Annotated in this window: 15 protein-coding genes; 7 read left to right on the forward strand and 8 right to left on the reverse strand. The window is 44.2% G+C overall.

The genetic code is table 11. The features are described from left to right. The first annotated feature begins 281 nt into the window (after positions 1-281). Positions 282-746, forward strand: a complete 465-nt coding sequence (ftn, locus tag WFH18_RS01765; RefSeq protein WP_004279207.1) for a heteropolymeric bacterioferritin subunit Ftn — start codon at positions 282-284, stop codon at positions 744-746. A 55-nt stretch (positions 747-801) separates the two neighbouring features. On the opposite strand, the gene WFH18_RS01770 is transcribed toward ftn, so the two are convergent. The 5 genes from WFH18_RS01770 to WFH18_RS01790 form a co-directional block, all read right to left on the reverse strand. Then, the gene (locus WFH18_RS01770; protein WP_004279208.1) at positions 802-1218 is read right to left on the reverse strand and encodes an ExbD/TolR family protein; all 417 of its coding nucleotides are present in this window, start codon (positions 1216-1218) and stop codon (positions 802-804) included. A gap of 21 nt (positions 1219-1239) precedes the next feature. After that, positions 1240-1665 (reverse strand): ExbD/TolR family protein, encoded by a 426-nt coding sequence (locus WFH18_RS01775; RefSeq protein WP_005104849.1) that lies wholly within the window; start codon positions 1663-1665, stop codon positions 1240-1242. A 16-nt stretch (positions 1666-1681) separates the two neighbouring features. After that, the gene (locus tag WFH18_RS01780) at positions 1682-2581 is read right to left on the reverse strand and encodes a MotA/TolQ/ExbB proton channel family protein (RefSeq protein ID WP_164542803.1); all 900 of its coding nucleotides are present in this window, start codon (positions 2579-2581) and stop codon (positions 1682-1684) included. Positions 2582-2617: 36 nt separating this feature from the next. Beyond that, positions 2618-3319 carry an energy transducer TonB gene (locus tag WFH18_RS01785; RefSeq protein ID WP_004646084.1) on the reverse strand — a complete coding sequence of 234 codons (702 nt, stop codon included), beginning with the start codon at positions 3317-3319 and terminating at the stop codon, positions 2618-2620. Positions 3320-3465: 146 nt separating this feature from the next. Beyond that, positions 3466-6129, reverse strand: a complete 2664-nt coding sequence (locus WFH18_RS01790; protein WP_164542804.1) for a TonB-dependent receptor — start codon at positions 6127-6129, stop codon at positions 3466-3468. A 724-nt stretch (positions 6130-6853) separates the two neighbouring features. Here WFH18_RS01790 and WFH18_RS01795 point away from each other — a divergent pair. Genes WFH18_RS01795 through WFH18_RS01820 form a run of 6 tightly spaced genes read left to right on the forward strand, consistent with a single transcriptional unit; the run spans position 6854 to position 16320 of the window. After that, positions 6854-8611 carry an ABC transporter substrate-binding protein gene (locus WFH18_RS01795; RefSeq protein WP_164542805.1) on the forward strand — a complete coding sequence of 586 codons (1758 nt, stop codon included), beginning with the start codon at positions 6854-6856 and terminating at the stop codon, positions 8609-8611. A gap of 22 nt (positions 8612-8633) precedes the next feature. After that, the gene (locus WFH18_RS01800) at positions 8634-10436 is read left to right on the forward strand and encodes an ABC transporter substrate-binding protein (RefSeq protein ID WP_164542806.1); all 1803 of its coding nucleotides are present in this window, start codon (positions 8634-8636) and stop codon (positions 10434-10436) included. Positions 10437-10456: 20 nt separating this feature from the next. After that, positions 10457-12463, forward strand: a complete 2007-nt coding sequence (locus WFH18_RS01805; RefSeq protein WP_164542807.1) for a M3 family metallopeptidase — start codon at positions 10457-10459, stop codon at positions 12461-12463. Positions 12464-12475: 12 nt separating this feature from the next. Next, the gene (locus WFH18_RS01810; RefSeq protein WP_004279216.1) at positions 12476-13414 is read left to right on the forward strand and encodes an ABC transporter permease; all 939 of its coding nucleotides are present in this window, start codon (positions 12476-12478) and stop codon (positions 13412-13414) included. Positions 13415-13421: 7 nt separating this feature from the next. Further along, positions 13422-14573, forward strand: coding sequence for an ABC transporter permease (locus WFH18_RS01815; protein ID WP_164542808.1), 1152 nt, complete (start codon positions 13422-13424; stop codon positions 14571-14573). 10 nt (positions 14574-14583) lie between these two features. Further along, positions 14584-16320 carry an ABC transporter ATP-binding protein gene (locus WFH18_RS01820; protein WP_164542809.1) on the forward strand — a complete coding sequence of 579 codons (1737 nt, stop codon included), beginning with the start codon at positions 14584-14586 and terminating at the stop codon, positions 16318-16320. A gap of 56 nt (positions 16321-16376) precedes the next feature. Here the strand turns inward: WFH18_RS01820 and rluB are convergent, their stop codons facing one another. From rluB to WFH18_RS01835, 3 genes are read right to left on the reverse strand one after another with little or no spacing between them, the layout of a single operon-like run. Next, on the reverse strand, positions 16377-17429 hold the full coding sequence (gene rluB / locus WFH18_RS01825) for a 23S rRNA pseudouridine(2605) synthase RluB (RefSeq protein ID WP_164542810.1): 1053 nt from the start codon (positions 17427-17429) through the stop codon (positions 16377-16379). Between the two features lie 41 nt (positions 17430-17470). Continuing rightward, on the reverse strand, positions 17471-18061 hold the full coding sequence (gene scpB, locus WFH18_RS01830; protein WP_005104832.1) for an SMC-Scp complex subunit ScpB: 591 nt from the start codon (positions 18059-18061) through the stop codon (positions 17471-17473). After that, positions 18058-18852 (reverse strand): segregation and condensation protein A, encoded by a 795-nt coding sequence (locus tag WFH18_RS01835; RefSeq protein ID WP_181953439.1) that lies wholly within the window; start codon positions 18850-18852, stop codon positions 18058-18060. Before WFH18_RS01835 ends, scpB begins: the two co-directional genes overlap by 4 nt. Between the last annotated feature and the right edge of the window lie 346 nt (positions 18853-19198).

Here is a 19198-nt window from a genome sequence, read left to right on the forward strand (position 1 = left end):
GCCAATGCAGTGATGTTTATACAAAAAGAATGAATCTGTCTGGTCAAAATTAAGATTTACAAATTTTAACGCATGTGTTTATTCGCCAGTTTTAGGTTATTGCCAAGCGTAATGAAAGTGCAAAGTGTTGTTTTATAAATGGGATTTCATTAAGAACAAAGTGTAAATGCAAGTACTTCTCATTTTAATTATATAAAAATCAAATATTTAACCATGGTTAAGCTTTGCAAATTCAATTGCTTTTCGCCATAATAGCAAAATACAGGTAGGGAGTTATTCAAATGCGCGGAAATCCAGAAGTCGTAGATTATTTAAATATGTTGATCGGTGGCGAACTGGCTGCTCGTGACCAATACTTGATTCACTCTCGTATGTATGAAGATTGGGGATTGACCAAAATCTTTGAACGTATCGATCACGAAATGCAAGAAGAGTCCCAGCATGCGGATGCGATTATCCGTCGTGTTCTGTTCCTTGAAGGAACGCCAAACATGCAGCGCGATGACGTTGAGATTGGCGAGGATGTGGTGAGCTGCCTGAAAGCCGATCTAAAACTTGAATATCATGTGCGGGAAAAACTGGCGCAGGGCATCAAACTGTGCGAAGAGAAAGGTGACTATATCAGCCGTGATATGTTACGCCAGCAAATGTCGGATACCGAAGAAGACCATACTTACTGGTTAGAAAAACAATTGCGCTTAATCGAACTGATTGGTCTGCAAAATTATATTCAGTCACAGATGTAAAACCGGATGAATAAAAAACCCAGCACATGCTGGGTTTTTTATATCTTGAAAATACTTAGTTGTTATTACTCATAATGCCAATTTTTTTGACCTCCAGCCTTTGAGCTGCCGCCATGACCATAGCGATATGTTTATATTCAGTGGCACGATCCGCCTTGATTTTAATCTGATCCTGATCCGCTTTTTGCGCTACTGTCTTGAATAAGTTTTCCAGAGCTTGGGTATTTGCTACCGGCTGTTCATTCCAGAAAATCTTACCTTGTGCATCCAGACGTAATTCCACCAGCTCAGGCGGTTTTTCATCGGTTACAGGAGGCGTGCCATTTGGCAGGTCAATATTAATCGAGTTATTCGGCAAAGGAATTGTGATAATAAACATAATCAGCAAGACCAGCATGACATCAATCAGTGGTGTCATATTGACATCTAACATCACATCATCGTCTTGATTTGAACCAACATTCATACCCATAAACTTAATCCTTCTTTGTGCTTAAGGTGTAGTGGGCGGAGTGGTGACAAAAGCAATTTTGCCAATACCGGCCTGTTGGGTGGTACTGATCACCTGATCAATTGCTTCATAAGGTGTTAACTGATCACCACGAATATGCACTTCAGGCTGCGGACGTTTCTGGGCTTCTGCCTGTAAACGGCTCAGTAAAACTGTTTTATCTGCGATATAGATTTCGTTCCAGAAAATATCACCTGTTTTGTTGACTGCCAGCTGGATGTTTTCCGGTTTGGTTTCATACGGTACATTTCTTTCTTCGGGTAGATCGACAGGTACAGTATGAATGGCAACCGGTACAGTAATCAGGAAGATAATGAGCAGAACCAGCATAATATCAACCAAAGGTGTGGTATTAATGGTTCCAATTACCTCATCATCGCTGTCGTTTGAGTTGACCATCATTCCCATGGCTGATACCTCACTCTTACTTCACGTCACGATTAACAGGATTATTGGTCGTAATTTCACCGCTGAGTAATACTGCGTGTAAATCAGAACCAAAGGTACGGACTTCTTCCATGACTGCTTTATTACGGCGAGTCAACCAGTTGTAGCCGAGTACCGCAGGAACCGCGACCGCAAGACCGATGGCTGTCATGATTAGTGCTTCACCAACCGGGCCGGCAACTTTATCAATGGATGCTTGCCCTGAAACACCAATGGCAGTCAGTGCATGGTAAATCCCCCAAACGGTTCCGAAAAGTCCAACGAAAGGTGCGGTAGAACCGACTGTCGCAAGGAAGGCTAGACCACCACTCAGATGGTTCTGGATTTTGTCGATCGCACGGGAAATTGAGATAGTGACCCAGGTATTGAAATCAATACGCTCAAGTAGTGTACCGCCATGATTTTTAGTTGATTTAATCCCTTTTTCCGCAATAAAACGGTAGACGCTGGCTTCGTCCAGATTCTCGGTTGCATTATCTAGAGAAGATGATTCCCAGAATTGATGTTCAGCTTCCTTGGCTTGCTTACGGATCTTACTTTGCTGTAAACATTTGCTGATCATGATGTACCAGGTACCGATCGACATGACCACCAGAATAAACAAAGTGATTTTAGAAACAATATCACCTTCTTTCCACATGGCTTCTAGGCCATAAGGATTGTATCCAGCTTTTTCATCGCTAGCTTCAGCAGGCAGTGGTGGCGGGGTCGGTGTAGCCGCTGTTGTAGGTGTTGTTACCACTGTCTCAGTGACAGCACTGGTATTGGGGGTAGCGGACTGTTCTGCAAAAACTGTTTGCAGAGGTAATAAAGTGCTCATGGCAATTACACCAGCAGCAGTCATATTTTTTAAAGGTTTTAGTGATTTTTTCATCATGGATCTCCTGATTTTTTTCTTTATCTGTTGTATCTGTTAGTCAAGGACAAATTCATATGGAATGTCATACCAAGATTCTTGCGGTTCGCCATTTTTCATTGCCGGCTTGAAAGTACATAAGCTGAAGGCCTTGGATGCTGCACGATCCAGCGCACGACTACCGCTCGACTTTTTCACTTTGGCATCCTGGACCTTGCCGGTGGTATTTACATATACAGAGATCAAGACTTCACCTTGTTCTTCATTCATCAGTGCATCACGTGGATAGTCTGGGCGTTTACAACCTGCTTCACCTTGTGAAACACCACGAGTTACGCCAGCGGGTGGAGGAGCTGGGGCTGGAGCGGCTGCGACTACTGGAGCCGGTGCTGCTACCGGACTTGGTGAAGGACTCGCTGCAACAGGGGTAGGTACTGCAACAGTTGTCGGTTGGGTTGGCGTTGGAAGTGTTTTCTGTACAGGAACGACTTTTTCAACCGGTTTCACCTCAGGCACTTGTGCTACTTTTTCCACGATTTTTGGTGGTTCAGGTGGTGTTTCTTTTGGTGGCTCAGGTTCAGGCGGCTTAATATCTTGAATAATCATTAGCTCAACTGGCTGTTCCGTTGGTTTAATAATGTCTTTTGCCATACCAGCCATGAGTACCAGGCCAACCAGGATATGCAAAAAAACAACGACCCCAATACCAGTCAGTTTTTTGGCGGAGTTTTTTTCTAAGTCTTCAAACTTTGTGCCCATCATGACTCCTAGAATTTAAGACAAACAGGAAATAGTGCACTGATGAGAATTTTTTTGATTACAGGCAGCATTATTTTTTGTTTGGCTAAAATTAAACGGGGAAAACTGCAAACACCGCTTGGCAGCAGTGTTTGCGAAGTAATTAATTAAAAGAATTTATAGGTACCACGTAAGAAGTAAGCACGGCCTGTTGGATCGCTATAACGTGGGTCATAACCGTATTGGAAGTTATCCATTACGTCAGAGGCAGGTGGTTCTGCATCGAACATATTTTTAATACCGGCAGTTAGCTCCAGATTCTTAAATCCTTTGTAAGTACCAGAAATGTTGTATACGGTGTAGTCAGCAACATCACGTTCTTCCGAATAGTCTTCATAACCACGAACGAACTGTTGTTCAAACACCATTCTCCAGTTTTCATAAGACCAGTTCACGTTTGCAGTATGTTTCCAACGAACCACTGCTGGGTCATCATAAACACCGACATAACCTTCCCACTCGCCGCCTGGTTCGCTTTGGTAATCCATTTTGATCACATAAGTACCGTCAATACCAAAACCGAAGCGGCCAGTTGCCGTCATTGGAGAAAGATAGTTCAAACTCAAATCAATACCTTGGGTTTTCAAGCCACCGGAGTTAATCAAGTTAGTTGAGATATGATCGATACGACCTTCTGCATTACGAACAAAGTATTGAGCATACTTTTCTGGATCACCAAAAATTGATGCTTCACCAATCGTTCCCACTAAGTTTTCAATTTCGATATTGTAGTAATCGGCAGTGAAAACTAAGTTTTTGATCGGTTCAAAGACAAAACCAGCCATGTAAGATGTTGACTCTTCTGGACCTAGTTCAGAATTGCCGCCTTGTGTACGGATAAACTGGGTATTACATTCAGTTTGGTATCTGGTTTCAGTTGGTGTACCACCCGGGCAAAGAATCGGGTCATTATATCTTGCACCAGTCCAAGTTCTGACCGAAGGAGCATTGACCTCATATAAGCTTGGTGCACGGAAACCAGTACTGTAAGAAGTACGGAACATGAGTTCTTTAGCTGGTTCCCAACGTAAAGCCACTTTAGGATTAAAGGTGTCACCAAAATCGCTATAGTCATCATAACGAGCAGCTAACTGTAATTCCAGGTTGGTCAATAAAGGTACTTGGAGTTCAGTAAATACTGCACTAATGTCACGATCGCCTGAGCTTTTTGGTTTATTTGGATCAATACCACTGCCTGGAACTTGAGCAACAATTTCAGAATTTACAGTTGCTTCCCAGTCTTGTTTGGAGAAACTGCCACCGAGTGCAAAACCGACATCACCTGCAGGCAGTGTGTAGATTGGACGACTCACGGTAAAGTCAATTGTAGTGGATTCTAAAGATGCCTGATTGGTATCGCCTTTGACATCAAAAGTGTTCCATAAGCCGGCATTGGCTGCTGCTTGTGGGCCAAATGGGTTTAAAGTTCCATTATCAAGTGCAGCCTGAACTCTACTGCGGTTTAAATAACCACTTACGAAACTGTCAGTCGCATCACTTTTTGCATAAGTAACACCACCATTCATATCCCAACCGTATGCTTCACCTTCAATCCCTGCAAAGATACGGTTCGATTCGTTAATTGACTTAGAAACACGGTTACCGCCTTGTGAACGTAGATACAATTGTAATGTGTTAGTCGCCAAGCCATCAACTGCTGGAGTAATACCTTTGCCAGGGTAATATTGACTGGCATAAGGCAAGGTCACACTACGACTATAAACATCAGGCGCAATTGAAGTGGTTACTTCATCACGTGCATAGATATACTCACCAATCGCATTAAAGTTATCTGACAATTTGAAAGTTGCGCGACCTAACGCAGAAAGATTCTCTTGTTCAGGCACAATACCAATAACAGTTTGGGTATTTAAATAACAGAAACCATCTTCAGCAACAGTATCTTTGGTATTTAAGCAATTATCCCCATAAGGGTTACCCAAAATACCTGTGATAGGATCGTAGAAGTTTGCAGGGAAAGCATTTGCTGAACTGCCATCAATTCCTAATTCAGGAAGTACCCCACCACGGCGGCTGACTTTACGGTCTTTTGCCCAAATCGTATCTTGTTTTCGGTAATCGATCACACCGTAGACATTAAAACCTTGTTCATCTAGATCGCCATATCCCCCAAAAATCGAAACGTCAATTTTTTCGCCGCCTTTTTCTTCAGGAATTTGACCACCTAAAGTAATGCCCACGCCTTCATATTGCTTTTTCGTAATAAAGTTGATTACACCACCCACCGCATCTGCACCATAGACTGCAGATGCGCCGTCACGTAAGACTTCAATGCGCTCTACCAATGCGAGAGGGATGTTGTTTAAGTTGGTTGAATCGGTACCAAATGCACTGCTTGCAACACGGCGACCATTAATTAAAACTAAAGTTTTATCCGAACCAAGACCACGTAAATTTGCTGTTGAACCACTGGTATTACTGGCACCGACATTTTGTGCTGTGACATAACTTGCTTGGTTGGCACTGACTTTCATCAATGCTTCTTCTACAGTGGTTACCCCCTGATTCACCAGATCTTCACCTTTAATAATCGTGATTGGTGAGGCGCTTTGTGCGGCTACACCTTTAATAGATGATCCAGTAACTCGCACTTTCTCTACCTTGGTAGGTTGTGCAGCGGAGTTTTCTGGTTCATCTGCTGCATGTGCCAGCGAAAGACACATCATGCTTAAGCTTAACGCGCTTAATTTGATGAGTTTTTTTCCAACGGTTGGAGCCCCCATAGATCCGACCAATTTGTTTTTTTTCATCGTAATTTTCACCCTTTTGTTATGTGAAGTAGTGCTGGGAGGACTTAAGCAAAGCGAATGCCAACTTATAAATTATTAATTTTAAAAAATATTAAGTGATTGAAAAAATTATATTTAATTTAGTTTTTTGGGAGGTTTACTAAGTTTTGATGAAGAAAAATTAAGAGAGTGGGGTTTAAAATCTGAAGAAAGTCTCTATAGGAAACCATGAGAAAGTAAAAAATAAATATTTAATGAATAAGAAAGGAATCTAAAACTGAAAGATAAATTGAATAAAGTTTAATTATGGTGCATGATTTTTACATAAAATATACAATAATTTAATAAGATAATAATTATATATTTCATTTACTTATGTGGGTATTTTCTTGGGTTGAAGTAGTGGGAGGATGCAATAATATGAAACAGGTCTGGTTTATTTTTGTGCAGACTAGGCTTGGAGCTAGATTTTAAGAATAAATATTAAATTAATGATTCATGGAAAATATTATGTTATTGATAATGTTTTAAATGATTAATAAAAATAAGCTTTTTTGAGTTAATAACAGGAAAAAATCGTTATTTTTCGAGGATGGCATGAAATTCGCTTTGTTCATTTTATTCCATCTGTCCAGCTTTGACCCATCCATTGAAGCAAATATGGGATGATGTGTTAAAGACTTCCTATAGCAATAAAACTTCAAGATCAAGAATAGGTACAAATTTGAAATCAGCATTTTTCAGTATGACAATTTTGGCCTTGGCCATGACTACGGGGCAAGCCTCCTGGGCAAAATCATCTGCACATCCGGATAAAGTTTTAAACTTGGCTTTTGAAGCGCCTGATGATGGTTTTGATATGGTCAAAACCTATAATTTTTATAGTGGTAGCGTTGCTGAAGCTATTTTTGAGCCTTTATTACGTTATGACTATCTGGCGCGGCCGGCAATCTTGGCTCCAAATACAGCTGAATCTTTACCCAAAGTTGAGCAGGATGGCAAAGTTTATACCTTTAAAATCAAGCCAGGAATTTATTTTAGTCCTGATCCTATATTTCAGGGCAAGAAGCGTGAACTGGTGGCGCGTGATTATATCTACTCCATGCAAAGGATCATGGATCCCAAAAATCATTCTCCTTCTTTTTCTTTTATCGAGGGAAAAATCCTTGGGGCAGATCAGGTCATCCAGCAGGCTAAAAAAACTGGCAAGTTCAACTACGATGCACCTATTCCCGGTTTAAAAGCACTAGATAAATATACCTTACAAATTACCCTGACCCGTTCTGATTTGAATTTTCCGTATATTCTGGCCTATGTGGCTTTTAGTGGTACCGCACGGGAAGTGATCGAACATTATGGTCATCGGGCAGGTCAGCATCCGGTTGGAACAGGGGCGTATCAATTACACAAATATGTGCCGCGTAGCCGTATTGAACTGACCGCCAACCCGAATTATCGTGGTTTTGTCTGGAACTTTAAGGGCGATGGTTCCGAATGGGATCAACGTATTGTCAAAGCCATGCAAGGCAAGCAGATGCCGCAAATTGGCAAGGTCAAAATCAGTATTATTGAAGAGGAGCAGTCGCGCTGGCTGGCTTTAAAGTCTGGACAACTGGACTATGACAAACTCACTGCGAGCGGCGCCGAACAGGCACTGGAAAATAAGCAGCTGAAAAGTGAATACAAGAAAAAAGGCATCCTGCATTATCCGAATAAAGAACCGGAAATTACCTATACCATCATGAATATGCGTGATCCGTTAATTGGTGGAAACTCACTGGAAAAAATTGCCTTACGTCGTGCTCTCGCCTTGTCCTATAACCAGAAAGAAGCCATCCAGCAGTTGTACAAAGGTCATGCCGATAAAGCTGAAATGATTTTGCCAGAGGGAGTGGGTGGACATGACCCGAAGTATAAAAGCAGTATTGCTTATAACCCATTACTGGCCAATAAACTGCTTGACCGTTTTGGCTATAAGAAAGGCGCTGATGGTTACCGAACCTTGCCAGATGGCAAACCTTTGATACTGAAAATGAATTCAACCAGCTCAAGCTCTTCGGTGATTTCTGCAGAGTTATGGAAAAAGAATCTGGATGCGATCGGGGTGCGAATTGAGTTCAAGGTCAGTAATTTTGCTGACAATTTAAAAGAAGCCACCCAATGCAAACATATGATGTGGGGTGGAGCCTGGATTGCGGACTATCCTGAAGGGGAAAACTTTGCCCAGTTACTGTATGGGCCAAATGCGCAGCAAGGCAACCTGAGTTGCTATACCTCAAAAGCCTATGACGCATTGTACCAGACCGCGATGAAACTGCCGCCGCAGCAGCGGACGCCATATTATGAGCAGATGAACCGTCAGATGGAGGCCGATAATCCATGGATTCTGCACAATACCCGGATACGTAACTGGTTGATTCATCCGCATGTACAGGGCTTTAAGGCACATCCGGTGACCAGAGCAGTTTGGCAATATATGGATATTGAACCTGTTAAAAAATAACTTGAGAAGATTAAGAACCAGTATGAATGTGAATAAAAATACTTTAAAAAAACTGGCCAGTGGGGTGCTAATGGCTGGTTTGATGATGGCAGGGGGCGCGTCCACATGGGCTAGCAATCCTGCCAACCCGAATAAGGTTTTAAAAACAGTATTTCTGGCAGCTGAAACCGGTTTTGATCCGGGTTATATCCATGACCGTTATTCAGCCAAAATTAATGCCGCGATTTTTGAAACCTTATTTACCTATGATTATCTGGCCTCGCCAGCAAAATTAGTGCCATTGACTGCGGTCAGTCTGCCTCAAGTCAGTGCGGATGGCCTGACTTATACCATCAAAATCAAAAAGGGTATTTATTTTGCCAATGATCCGGTCTTTGGCGGTAAAAAACGTGAACTGACTTCGTATGACTATGCTTATAGCTTGAAACGTCTACTGGACCCAAAGCTGCATTCACCGAACAGCTGGTTGCTGGATGGCCGAATTAAAGGGCTGGACGCATGGATGGCCCTAACCAAAAAGAATGGCAAAGCCTATGAAAATCCGTTTGAAGGTATTCAGACCCCAGACCGCTATACCTTGGTATTAAAGCTGAATAATCCGGATCAGAACTTTCCGATGTTGCTGGCACACGGACCTGCCGCTGCAGTAGCTCGTGAAGTGATTGAAAAATATAAAGATAAGGCGGGTTGGGTCATGAATAAGCCAGTGGGGACTGGTCCTTATGTGCTCAGCCGCTGGACACCCGGCTCACGGATTATCTTAAAACCAAATCCAGATTATCGTGGTTTTGTTTGGGACTTTAAAGCCAGTGGTGCAGAAGATCAGGCTATTGTAAAAGCCATGCAGGGCAAAAAAATGCCTCAAATCGGCACTATTGATGTGCGTGTTATTGAAGAAGCGCAATCCCGGATGCTGGCATTTAAGAAAAATGAACTGGACCTGCTCGAAATTGAGGGCGATATCGTCGTACAGGCCCTCGATGGTGACAAATTAAAGCCTGAGCTGGCTCAGCAGGGAGTGAAGCTGTCACGTATTTTAGAGCCCTCCATTAGCTACCATTACTGGAATATGCAAAACCCGGTCGTGGGTGGTTTCGCGCCAGAAAAAATTGCCTTACGTCGTGCCATGGCGATGGCGTTTTCTGTAGAAAACATGATCAATGTATTACTTAAGGGGGATGGAGCAAAACTGCACATGCCTATCCCCCCAGGAGTAGCAGGCTATTCACCGTCCTATAAAAGCAGTATTCCCTATTCAGTCAAAGCAGCCAACATGTTGCTCGACCGCTATAACTACAAGATCGGTGCAGATGGCTGGCGGAAAACGCCTGAAGGTAAACCTCTGGTGATTGAACTGATTACTGGGAATACCAGTCGGGACCAGCAACAGGGTGAGTTCTGGAAAAAGACCCTGGACAGTATTCATATTCGATTGACCAGTAAGGCCATGCCATTTGCTGAAGGCATCAAGCTGGAAAAGCAATGTAAAACCATGTTCAAGAGTTCTGCATGGATTGCCGATTATCCGGATGCCGACAATTTTATGCAGCTGTTCTATGGCAAGAATGTCAATGTCACCAACAATGCCTGTTTCAAGCATCCTGAATTTGACCGTCTTTACGAGCAAACCCAGAGCATGCCGCCAGGTCCGGAGCGTGATCTGCTCTATCGCAAAATGACCAGGATTCTCGAAGTCAACATGCCGACCCTGATGCTCTATAGCACCTACCGTAATGCCTTGACCCAACCCCAAATTATTGGACATAAGTCCCATCCGATTCTGTCTTCAGAATGGATGTATATCGATATTAATACGAAAAAGTAAGAAAAAATCTGGAGATGAATATGAAATCAAAATCTTTAAAATTAAGTACCTTATGTTTAATGATGATGGGGGGATATCAAGGTTTAGCGGCAGATACCCAAGTACAGCTGCTGCCATTGTTCAAGGCTGCAGAAATTCCGTCTTTATGTGATGCCAGTCTGGCTTCCATGCAAAAAGATATCCAGATATTTGAAAATAAGAAAATTAAAAATAAAGCCAAGGCAGGGCCTTATCTGGCTGAATGGGATGAGTTGCATGCCAAAGCCCGGGATTTCGGTGCTGCAGTAGGACTATATAGTAATGTCGATCCGGATCCTGCATTGCGTCAGGCAGCCGATGACTGTGAACTTAAAATCAGCAAATACCAGACCACCCTGTATCAGAATCCTAAACTGTATGCCCAGTTCAAGAAACTGAAAGCCAGCGATCCGATTGATCAGAAATTTTTAGAAGATATTCTGGAACAGTTTGAGAATACCGGGGTACAACTTAGTGCAGAAAAACAGAAACGACTGAAAGAAATTATTGAAGAAAGTACCAAACTGGGGCAGGATTTTTCCAAAAATGTGCGGGATAACCCTGAAAAAGTTGAATTTACTCCAGCTGAAATGAAAGGCCTGCCAGAAAGTTACATCGCAAATTTAAAGAAAAATGAAAAGGGCAATTATCTGCTTGGCTTTGATTATCCGGAATACCAGCCTTTTATGGAGCTGGCAGAAAGTGATGAAGCACGCAAACGTTACCAGACTGCTTACACGCGTCGCGGGACCGAACAAAACCTGCAATTCATGAAAAATGCCATTGATCTGCGTTATGAAATGGCACAACTTTTTGACAAGGAAAGCTATGCCCATTCTGCGCTTGAATTCCGCATGGCCAAAACTCCGGAAGCAGTGAACGGTTTTCTGGATGAGGTTTATGCCAAAGTTGCACCTCTAGAAAAGCAGGATGTAGAACAATTACGTCAGTTCAAGGCTGAAACTTTAAAAGTTCCATTAGAGAAAGCAGAAATTACACGCTGGAATCAGGGTTACTGGAGTGAAAAACTGCGTCAGGCCAAATACAAGGTAGACCAGGAAAAATTGCGGGATTATTTCCCGACAGAAGCATCGCAAAAATGGTTATTCGCTATTTCTTCGGAACTCTATGGCATTGAGTTCAAGCCGGTGAAAGTTAAGGCTTGGCATGATGAAGTGGAATATTATGCGGTACATGACAAAGCTACGGGCGAATTTCTGGGCGGATTATATGTCGATAAATACCCGCGTGAAGGCAAATATGGGCATGCAGCTGTCTGGGGAGCTTATGGCGGCAGTACCCTGAATCAGCGTCGTCCGGTATCGGTACTGGTGACCAATTTTAACCGTAAGGGCTTGAACAGCAACGAACTGGAAACCTTTGTGCATGAAATGGGGCATGCCTTGCACGGGATTCTATCGAAAACCCGTTATACGGAGCAGTCTGGTACCTCGGTAGAGCGTGACTTTGTTGAAGCGCCGTCACAGATGTACGAAGAGTGGGCACGTCGTCTGGAAACCTTGTCAAAAGTAGCAGATTACTGTGAGCCAGCATGTCCTCGGGTGGATGCTGCCATGACCGAGCGCTTAAAGAATGTGAAGAATTACGGTCGAGGCCTGCATTACGCCCGTCAGGCTTTATATGCCCAATATGATATGGCCCTGCATGGTAAAGATGCAAAAAACATTGAGCCTTTAAAACTCTGGCAGGATATGGAAGGTAAAACTGCCTTGGGTTATGTCAACGGTCAGCAGTTCCCGGGACAGTTCGGACATCTGATGGGCGGCTATCAGGCAGGTTACTACAGCTATATGTGGTCTGAGGTCATTGCCCTGGATATGCTTTCCTCCTTTGGCGATCAGCTGATGGACAAGAAAGTCGGTGCGCATTATCGAAATACGGTTCTGGCTCAAGGTGGACAAAAGCATGGCGAGCAAATGGTGAAAGACTTCTTGGGTCGTGATCCGGACAGCAAAGCTTTCTTTAATGAAATATCTGGAAAAAATTAAGGAAGGCAAGCGATGCTGGCATATATTATTCGACGGCTTTGGCAAATGATCCCGACCATGCTCGGGGTGATTTTGCTGATATTCCTGCTGTTTAACTGGGTAGGTGGAGACCCTGCCTATATTCTGGCCGGTAAAATGGCCAATGCGGAACAGATTGAGAACATCCGTCAGCAACTGGGTGTGGATCAACCGTATTACGTACAACTCTGGATCTTTATCAAGCAGATTTTAACCTTTGATTATGGAGTGAGCTGGAGCACCGGGGAGTCGGTGGCACAGATTATTACCACCCGTTTGGGGCCCTCACTGACCATTCTGATTCCACTGACCATTCTGCAAACTATTATTTCTATCATTCTGGCTTTGGGTGTGGCTTCGGTTCGTGGTTCTTTGACAGATCGCATGATCATGATGCTGTGTACGATCGGTATGTCGATCAGTATTCTGGTGTACATCATCGTGTTCCAGTATTTCCTGGCTTATGAATTGAGCTGGTTCCCGGTACAGGGCTGGAGCGATAATTTCGCTGATAATCTTTTCAAATACGCCTTGTTACCTGTGCTGATTATGTTGGTGGTCAGTATTGCACCAACACTACGCCTGTATCGTAGTTTTGTACTGGATGAAGTCAATCAGGACTATGTGCGTACTGCGCGTGCCAAAGGCCTGGGTGAAAACCGTATCATGGGCGTGCATGTCCTGCGCAATGCCTCGATTCCGATTATTACCGATGTGATGGCAGGACTTCCGGCACTGCTGATCGGTGCTTTCCTGATCGAGCGTTTTTTTGGTATTCCTGGAATTGGCCGTGAAGTTATTATTGCGGTAGAACGTTCCGATTTTCCTGTGATTAAAGCCATTACGGTCTATGTCGCTGCTGCGACCATGATATTCAACCTGATTGCCGATCTGATCTATAAATGGGTCGATCCGCGTGTACAGTTGAAGTAGGTGAATTATGCTGAGTGCGATATTTAAAAAAGAACAAGCGGCTGAAGCAGCACCTGAATCGGCTTCAACAGGATTATGGCAACTGGCCATGCGCCGTTTGAAACGTGACTGGATTGCCATGTTTTCCCTGTATGTAGTGCTGTTTTATTTGCTGCTACTGGTGCTGTCAATGAGCGGCCTGATTGCCAAAGACTGGAATAAAGAAGTAGCGGTCAGCTATGCACCGCCGAGTTTTATCAGTGCAGCGCCAGTTCCGGCTGCATCTGATGCAGAACAGGGTACAGAATCTGTTGCTGTACCGGTCAATCCAGTTGATCCCTTAAAAGATGTCATTGCTGAATTAAATGCTGAAATTGCTGCTGAGCAGGGTGCAGGTGCAGGCATCGATTATTATGGAGTGGTCGATCCGCTGGCAGAAGACATGAAGGCCATTAATCAGGAGCTCGGTGGCCAGCTGATGGATGAAAGTGGGGAACTCAAGCAAAGTCTGGTCTTCGGTGCCGATAAATGGGGCCAGGATGTTTTACAGAAAACCATTAAGGGGGCTGAAACCTCGATTCTGGTTGGACTGATTGCAGCCTTTGTCGCTGTACTGATTGGGACTGCACTGGGTGCAATAGCAGGTTACTTTGGTGGTTGGGTCGATGATGTCCTAAACTGGTTCTATAATATCTTTACCTCGATTCCCTATCTGTTGCTGGTTTTGGCCATTGCCGCAGTGTTACAGCAGAAAGGTATTTTATCAATCATCCTGATTTTAGGTCTGACTGGCTGGACCGGGGTCTTCCGTTTGGTTCGTGCTGAATATATGAAACATACAGCACGTGAATATGTGCTGGCTGCCAAGGCGATTGGCGTGAGTAATATGCGTCGTATGTTTGTCCATATTTTTCCCAATGTCAGCCATATTGCCCTGGTACAGATGTCTATTCTGGTGGTGGCATTTATCAAGTCCGAAGTCATTTTGAGCTTCCTTGGTTTTGGTGTGCCTATCGGGGTAGTGTCATGGGGCAGTATGCTAAATGAAGCACAAAGCGAGCTGATTTTGGGTAAATGGTGGCAACTGGCGGCAGCCTCAATCGCCATGGCGGTATTGGTAACTGCTTTCTCGATGTTTACCGATGCACTCCGTGATGCATTAGATCCAAAACTGAAATAGGAGCGCAACGATGTCTGAAATCAATCCAAGCACAGCACCTGCGCTACTTCGCGTAGAAAATCTGCGAGTCAGTTTTAAAGGTGAAAATAAAGAATATATTGAGACTGTAAAAGGGGTTTCTTTCGAGATTCCGGCCAATACCACAGTTGCACTGGTAGGCGAATCGGGAAGTGGCAAGTCGGTCACTTCCCTCGCCACTATGGGCCTGCTTCCGGCAGAAAGCGCACGTATTTCAGAAGATAGCCAGATCATCTTTGAAGGGAAAAACCTGCTCAAGCTTAAAACCCGTGAAATGCGCAAGATGTGCGGCAAAGACATTGCCATGATTTTTCAGGAGCCAATGTCTTCGCTAAATCCGGTATTTACGGTAGGCATGCAGATTGCAGAAATCTTGCAACTACATTTAGGCATGAATAAAAAACAGGCGCGGCAACGTACCCTGGAGCTCCTCAAAGAAGTGGGGATCCCTGCGCCAGAAACTAAAATTGATGCCTATCCGGGGCAGCTTTCCGGTGGACAGCAGCAACGGGTCATGATTGCCATGGCTATTGCCTGTGAACCGAAACTGTTGATTGCAGATGAACCGACCACCGCTCTGGATGTGACTATTCAAAAGCAGATTCTGGACTTGCTGGAATCGCTACGTCAGCGTCGTCAGATGTCGATGCTGTTTATTACCCATGATCTGGCATTGGTTGGTGAAATTGCCGATCAGGTTATTGTGATGCGCCATGGGGAAATCCGTGAACAGGGTCCGGTTCGGGAGGTGCTGGACTGGCCTCAGGACATGTATACCAAAGCCTTGTTGCACTGCCGCCCGCAACTCTCGCAACGTCCGTTACGTTTGCCGATGATCAGCGATTTTATGAAACAGGATGGTTCAACCTGGCTGGAAGATATTCGTCTGAATACTCAGCTTCCGCAACGTTCACGTGGACTAAAGGGCGGAGAGGAAATTATTCTGGATGTACGGGATCTGCAAAAATCTTTTTATAGTCGTAAAGGACTGTTTGGCAAAGATGAGTTTCAAGCAGTAAAAGGAGTTTCTTTTCAGCTGGCCAAAGGCAAGACCTTGGGGTTGGTCGGGGAGTCCGGTTCGGGTAAAACCACCATTGGCTTGTTGCTGATGCGTCTGCAAAAGGCTACGGGCGGTAAGGCACTGTTTCAGGGTCGGGACATTCTGGACATGTCGGAACAGGAATTTACCCAGTATCAACGTAAAATCCAGATCATTTTCCAGAATCCCTATGCTTCTCTGAATCCGCGCTTTACCGTAGGGCAAATCCTGATGGAACCGATGCAGATTCACAAGATTGGTCAGGATGATGCCGAACGCAAACAAATGGCTCTGGATTTGCTGGAACGGGTCAGCTTGCCTGCTCAGGCTTTTTATCGCTACCCGCATGAGTTTTCCGGTGGTCAGCGTCAGCGGATTGCAATCGCACGTTGCCTGACCTTAAAGCCTGAGATTTTGATCTGCGATGAATCGGTCTCGGCACTGGATGTCTCAGTACAGGCGCAGGTGCTGAATTTACTGCAAGATTTGCAGGATGAATTCGGACTCAGCTATATCTTTATTTCACATGATTTGTCGGTAGTGAAATATATTTCAGATCAGATCATGGTGCTGAATCATGGTGAATTGGTGGAAATCGCCAATTCAGATGAATTGTATCAATCTCCACAGCATGAATATACCAAGCGTTTACTCGGTGCCATTCCGCAAGGGATTCCACAAAGTGCCTGATGCATAAGGCATAAAAAAAGTCAGGCAATGTGCCTGACTTTTTTTATTTATCTTAATTAAAACTTTTTAAAGCCTTTGTTGATACCGTATGGACGACGCGGCGCATTTTCATCACGCTCTTCACGACGACCAAAGCCTTGATCCGGACGGTTTTCACGACGCACAAACTGAGTGCCATTCTGGTTTTCAGCTCTGTCACGACGACCATAAGCATTGTCATCACGACGCTCACGGCCAGTATTATTTTGTGGTTGCTCATCACTGTCACGACGTTGCTGACGCAAGAAACCGCCACGGCGTGCAGCCATCGGCTTGTCCTGCATACGTTCATTACGGCGTTTCGCCATACCAAACAAACCAGTACCTTGACGTGGTTTCAATTCCACAGCTTTGGTCAGGTTGTCGATATCGTTTTTATCCAGTTCAATCCAGCGACCGGTACGCAGTTCGCGTGGCAAAATCACACTACCATAACGGGTACGCAGTAGACGGCTGACTTTCAGGCCTTGTGATTCAAAGATACGACGTACTTCACGGTTACGACCTTCTTTTACTACCACCTGGAACCAACGGTTGATCCCGTCACCACCGAGTTCAGAGAAAGATTCGAATTTTGCCGGACCATCGTCTAGCACCACGCCTTTGAGCATGTTGTTACGAATTTGTGGTGTAACTTCACCCATGACACGAACTGCATATTCACGTTCGATTTCATTCGATGGGTGCATCAAGCGATTCGCAAGTTCACCATCATTTGTGAATAAAAGCAGACCGGTCGAGTTAATATCCAGACGACCCACCATTACCCAGCGATCGCCCGGAATAGCAGGCAGCTGTTCAAATACAGTCGGACGGTTTTCAGGATCGCTACGTGAGCAGATCTCGCCTTCAGGCTTGTAGTAAATAATGACACGACGACGGATTTCGTCTTCAATCTGGAAGGCAACTTTACGACCATCGATGCGAAGCTCATCACCTGGTTCGATTCGTTCACCCACTTGGGCAATTTGCCCGTTGACACTTACACGACCCGCGGCAATGACTTCTTCCATATAACGGCGAGAACCCAAACCAACGCGTGCAAGCACCTTTTGCAACTTTTCACTCATGACAGCATAACCTTAGAAATAATTATCAACAGTTCACCTATTTATGACTTCGGTGCATTCGCATCGAGGGCCATAAAAGCTTCCTTGGCATCCTGCAGGGGAGGCAATTGGCCCAAACTATTCAGGCCAAACGCATTTAAAAATTGTGGCGTTGTCATTAACAACGCAGGTCTTCCAGGGAGTTCACGAAATCCAGACTCTTTAATCCAGTTCCAGTCAAACAGCGTACGCAAGTTTTGACTGTTATTCGTGACACCACGAATTTGTTCAATATCCGCTCGGGTCACTGGCTGGTGATAAGCAATCACCGCAAGCGTCTCTAGTAATGAAGGCGACAAGCGAGCCGGTCGCTCAGGCCAGGTCTGTGCAATAATATTACGATATTTTGCACGCACTTGAAAACGATAACCTTGTGCTGTTTCAATCAGTTCGATTGAACGGCCATGCATCAGCATGGAAAGTTGTTGTAAATACTGACGTAATTCCTGCTTGCTATAGCGATCTTGAAAAGCTTCTTTCAGACGAGCCAATGAAACCGCAGAGTCGCTGGCAAAAATAATGGCTTCAAGCTGCATTAATACTTCATGCAGATTATCTTCTGCAGATAACAGCGTATTTTGATCGAGTGTCATTGACTGGCTCCTTGAATTGCGAGCGGGGCTTCAATACCTGTAGCAATAATCTGAATTTTTTGTTGTCGGGTCAGTTCCAGCACCGCCATAAAGGTCACGACCATGCCCATACGGCCTTGGCTCGGTTTCAACAAGTCCTTAAAGCTGAGCACTGCGCCAGTTTCAATACAACTTTCAATATAGGCAATCCGTTCTTCCAGCAGTACCGGTTCCTGTTGCACCTGATGAATCACCGGTTCAGGACGGTTAAATATACAAAGCAAGGCATCACGCAATAAATCGCTTGAATAGCCTTCATTCGGCTGCTGGATGTCTCCCAGACTGATGTTAGTGGTGAAAGTGTCACGTTCCAGAATTGGCATCTGGCCCAGACGTTCTGCTGCCTGTTTAATTCTTAAATAATTTTCTAAACGGTCAATCAGTTCTTGTTTTGGATCCTGTTCAATCGCAGTCAGGCTTTTCGGTTTAGGTAAGAGCAAACGCGATTTCAGATCTGCCAGCAAGGCGGCCATCACCATATAATCGGCCGTCAGCTCGATGTTCAGAGATTTCATCGCGTCCATATAAGACAAATACTGTGCTGCAATCGGCGCGATATCGACCTGTAACAGATCAAAACCGTTTTTTTGAATCAGGTAAATTAAAAAGTCGAGTGGGCCTTCAAAATGTTCTAATAAGATTTCAAATGCCGCTGGAGGAATGTACAGATCCTCTGGAATTGTATCCTGCCATTCATCCAGAACCCGAATGTGCGGAGCAGATTCCATAGTGTTATGGATAATTTGAGTCATTACAATTATAGGCCACGCGAATTTTCAAAGGCATGCAAAGGCTTGATTTTCGGTATCTGATCGAAAGAAAAGCACAGGATTAAGCGTTGTCATTGTACTGGAAAAGTAACTTTAAATAAATTAAATAAGCCGTCAAAGCCATAAAAACTTAAAAAAATAATGGAATTTATCAGCTCTTTCAAAATAGCAACGAGAAAAATGACAGAACATAGCGGGAAATGCTGCGGTGATTTTCACGTTAAATTGGCTCTCATAATCAAGCGTATCTGGTGGATGAGGCCAGTTGATGCACTTAAAAAACTCGATCAATACAGTGATTCTCCTCAAAAGAGTAAATAAGCTAGCT

Origin of the sequence: Acinetobacter sp. USHLN143 (assembly GCF_037145695.1) — a bacterium.
Taxonomy (GTDB): Bacteria; Pseudomonadota; Gammaproteobacteria; order Pseudomonadales; family Moraxellaceae; genus Acinetobacter; species Acinetobacter fasciculus.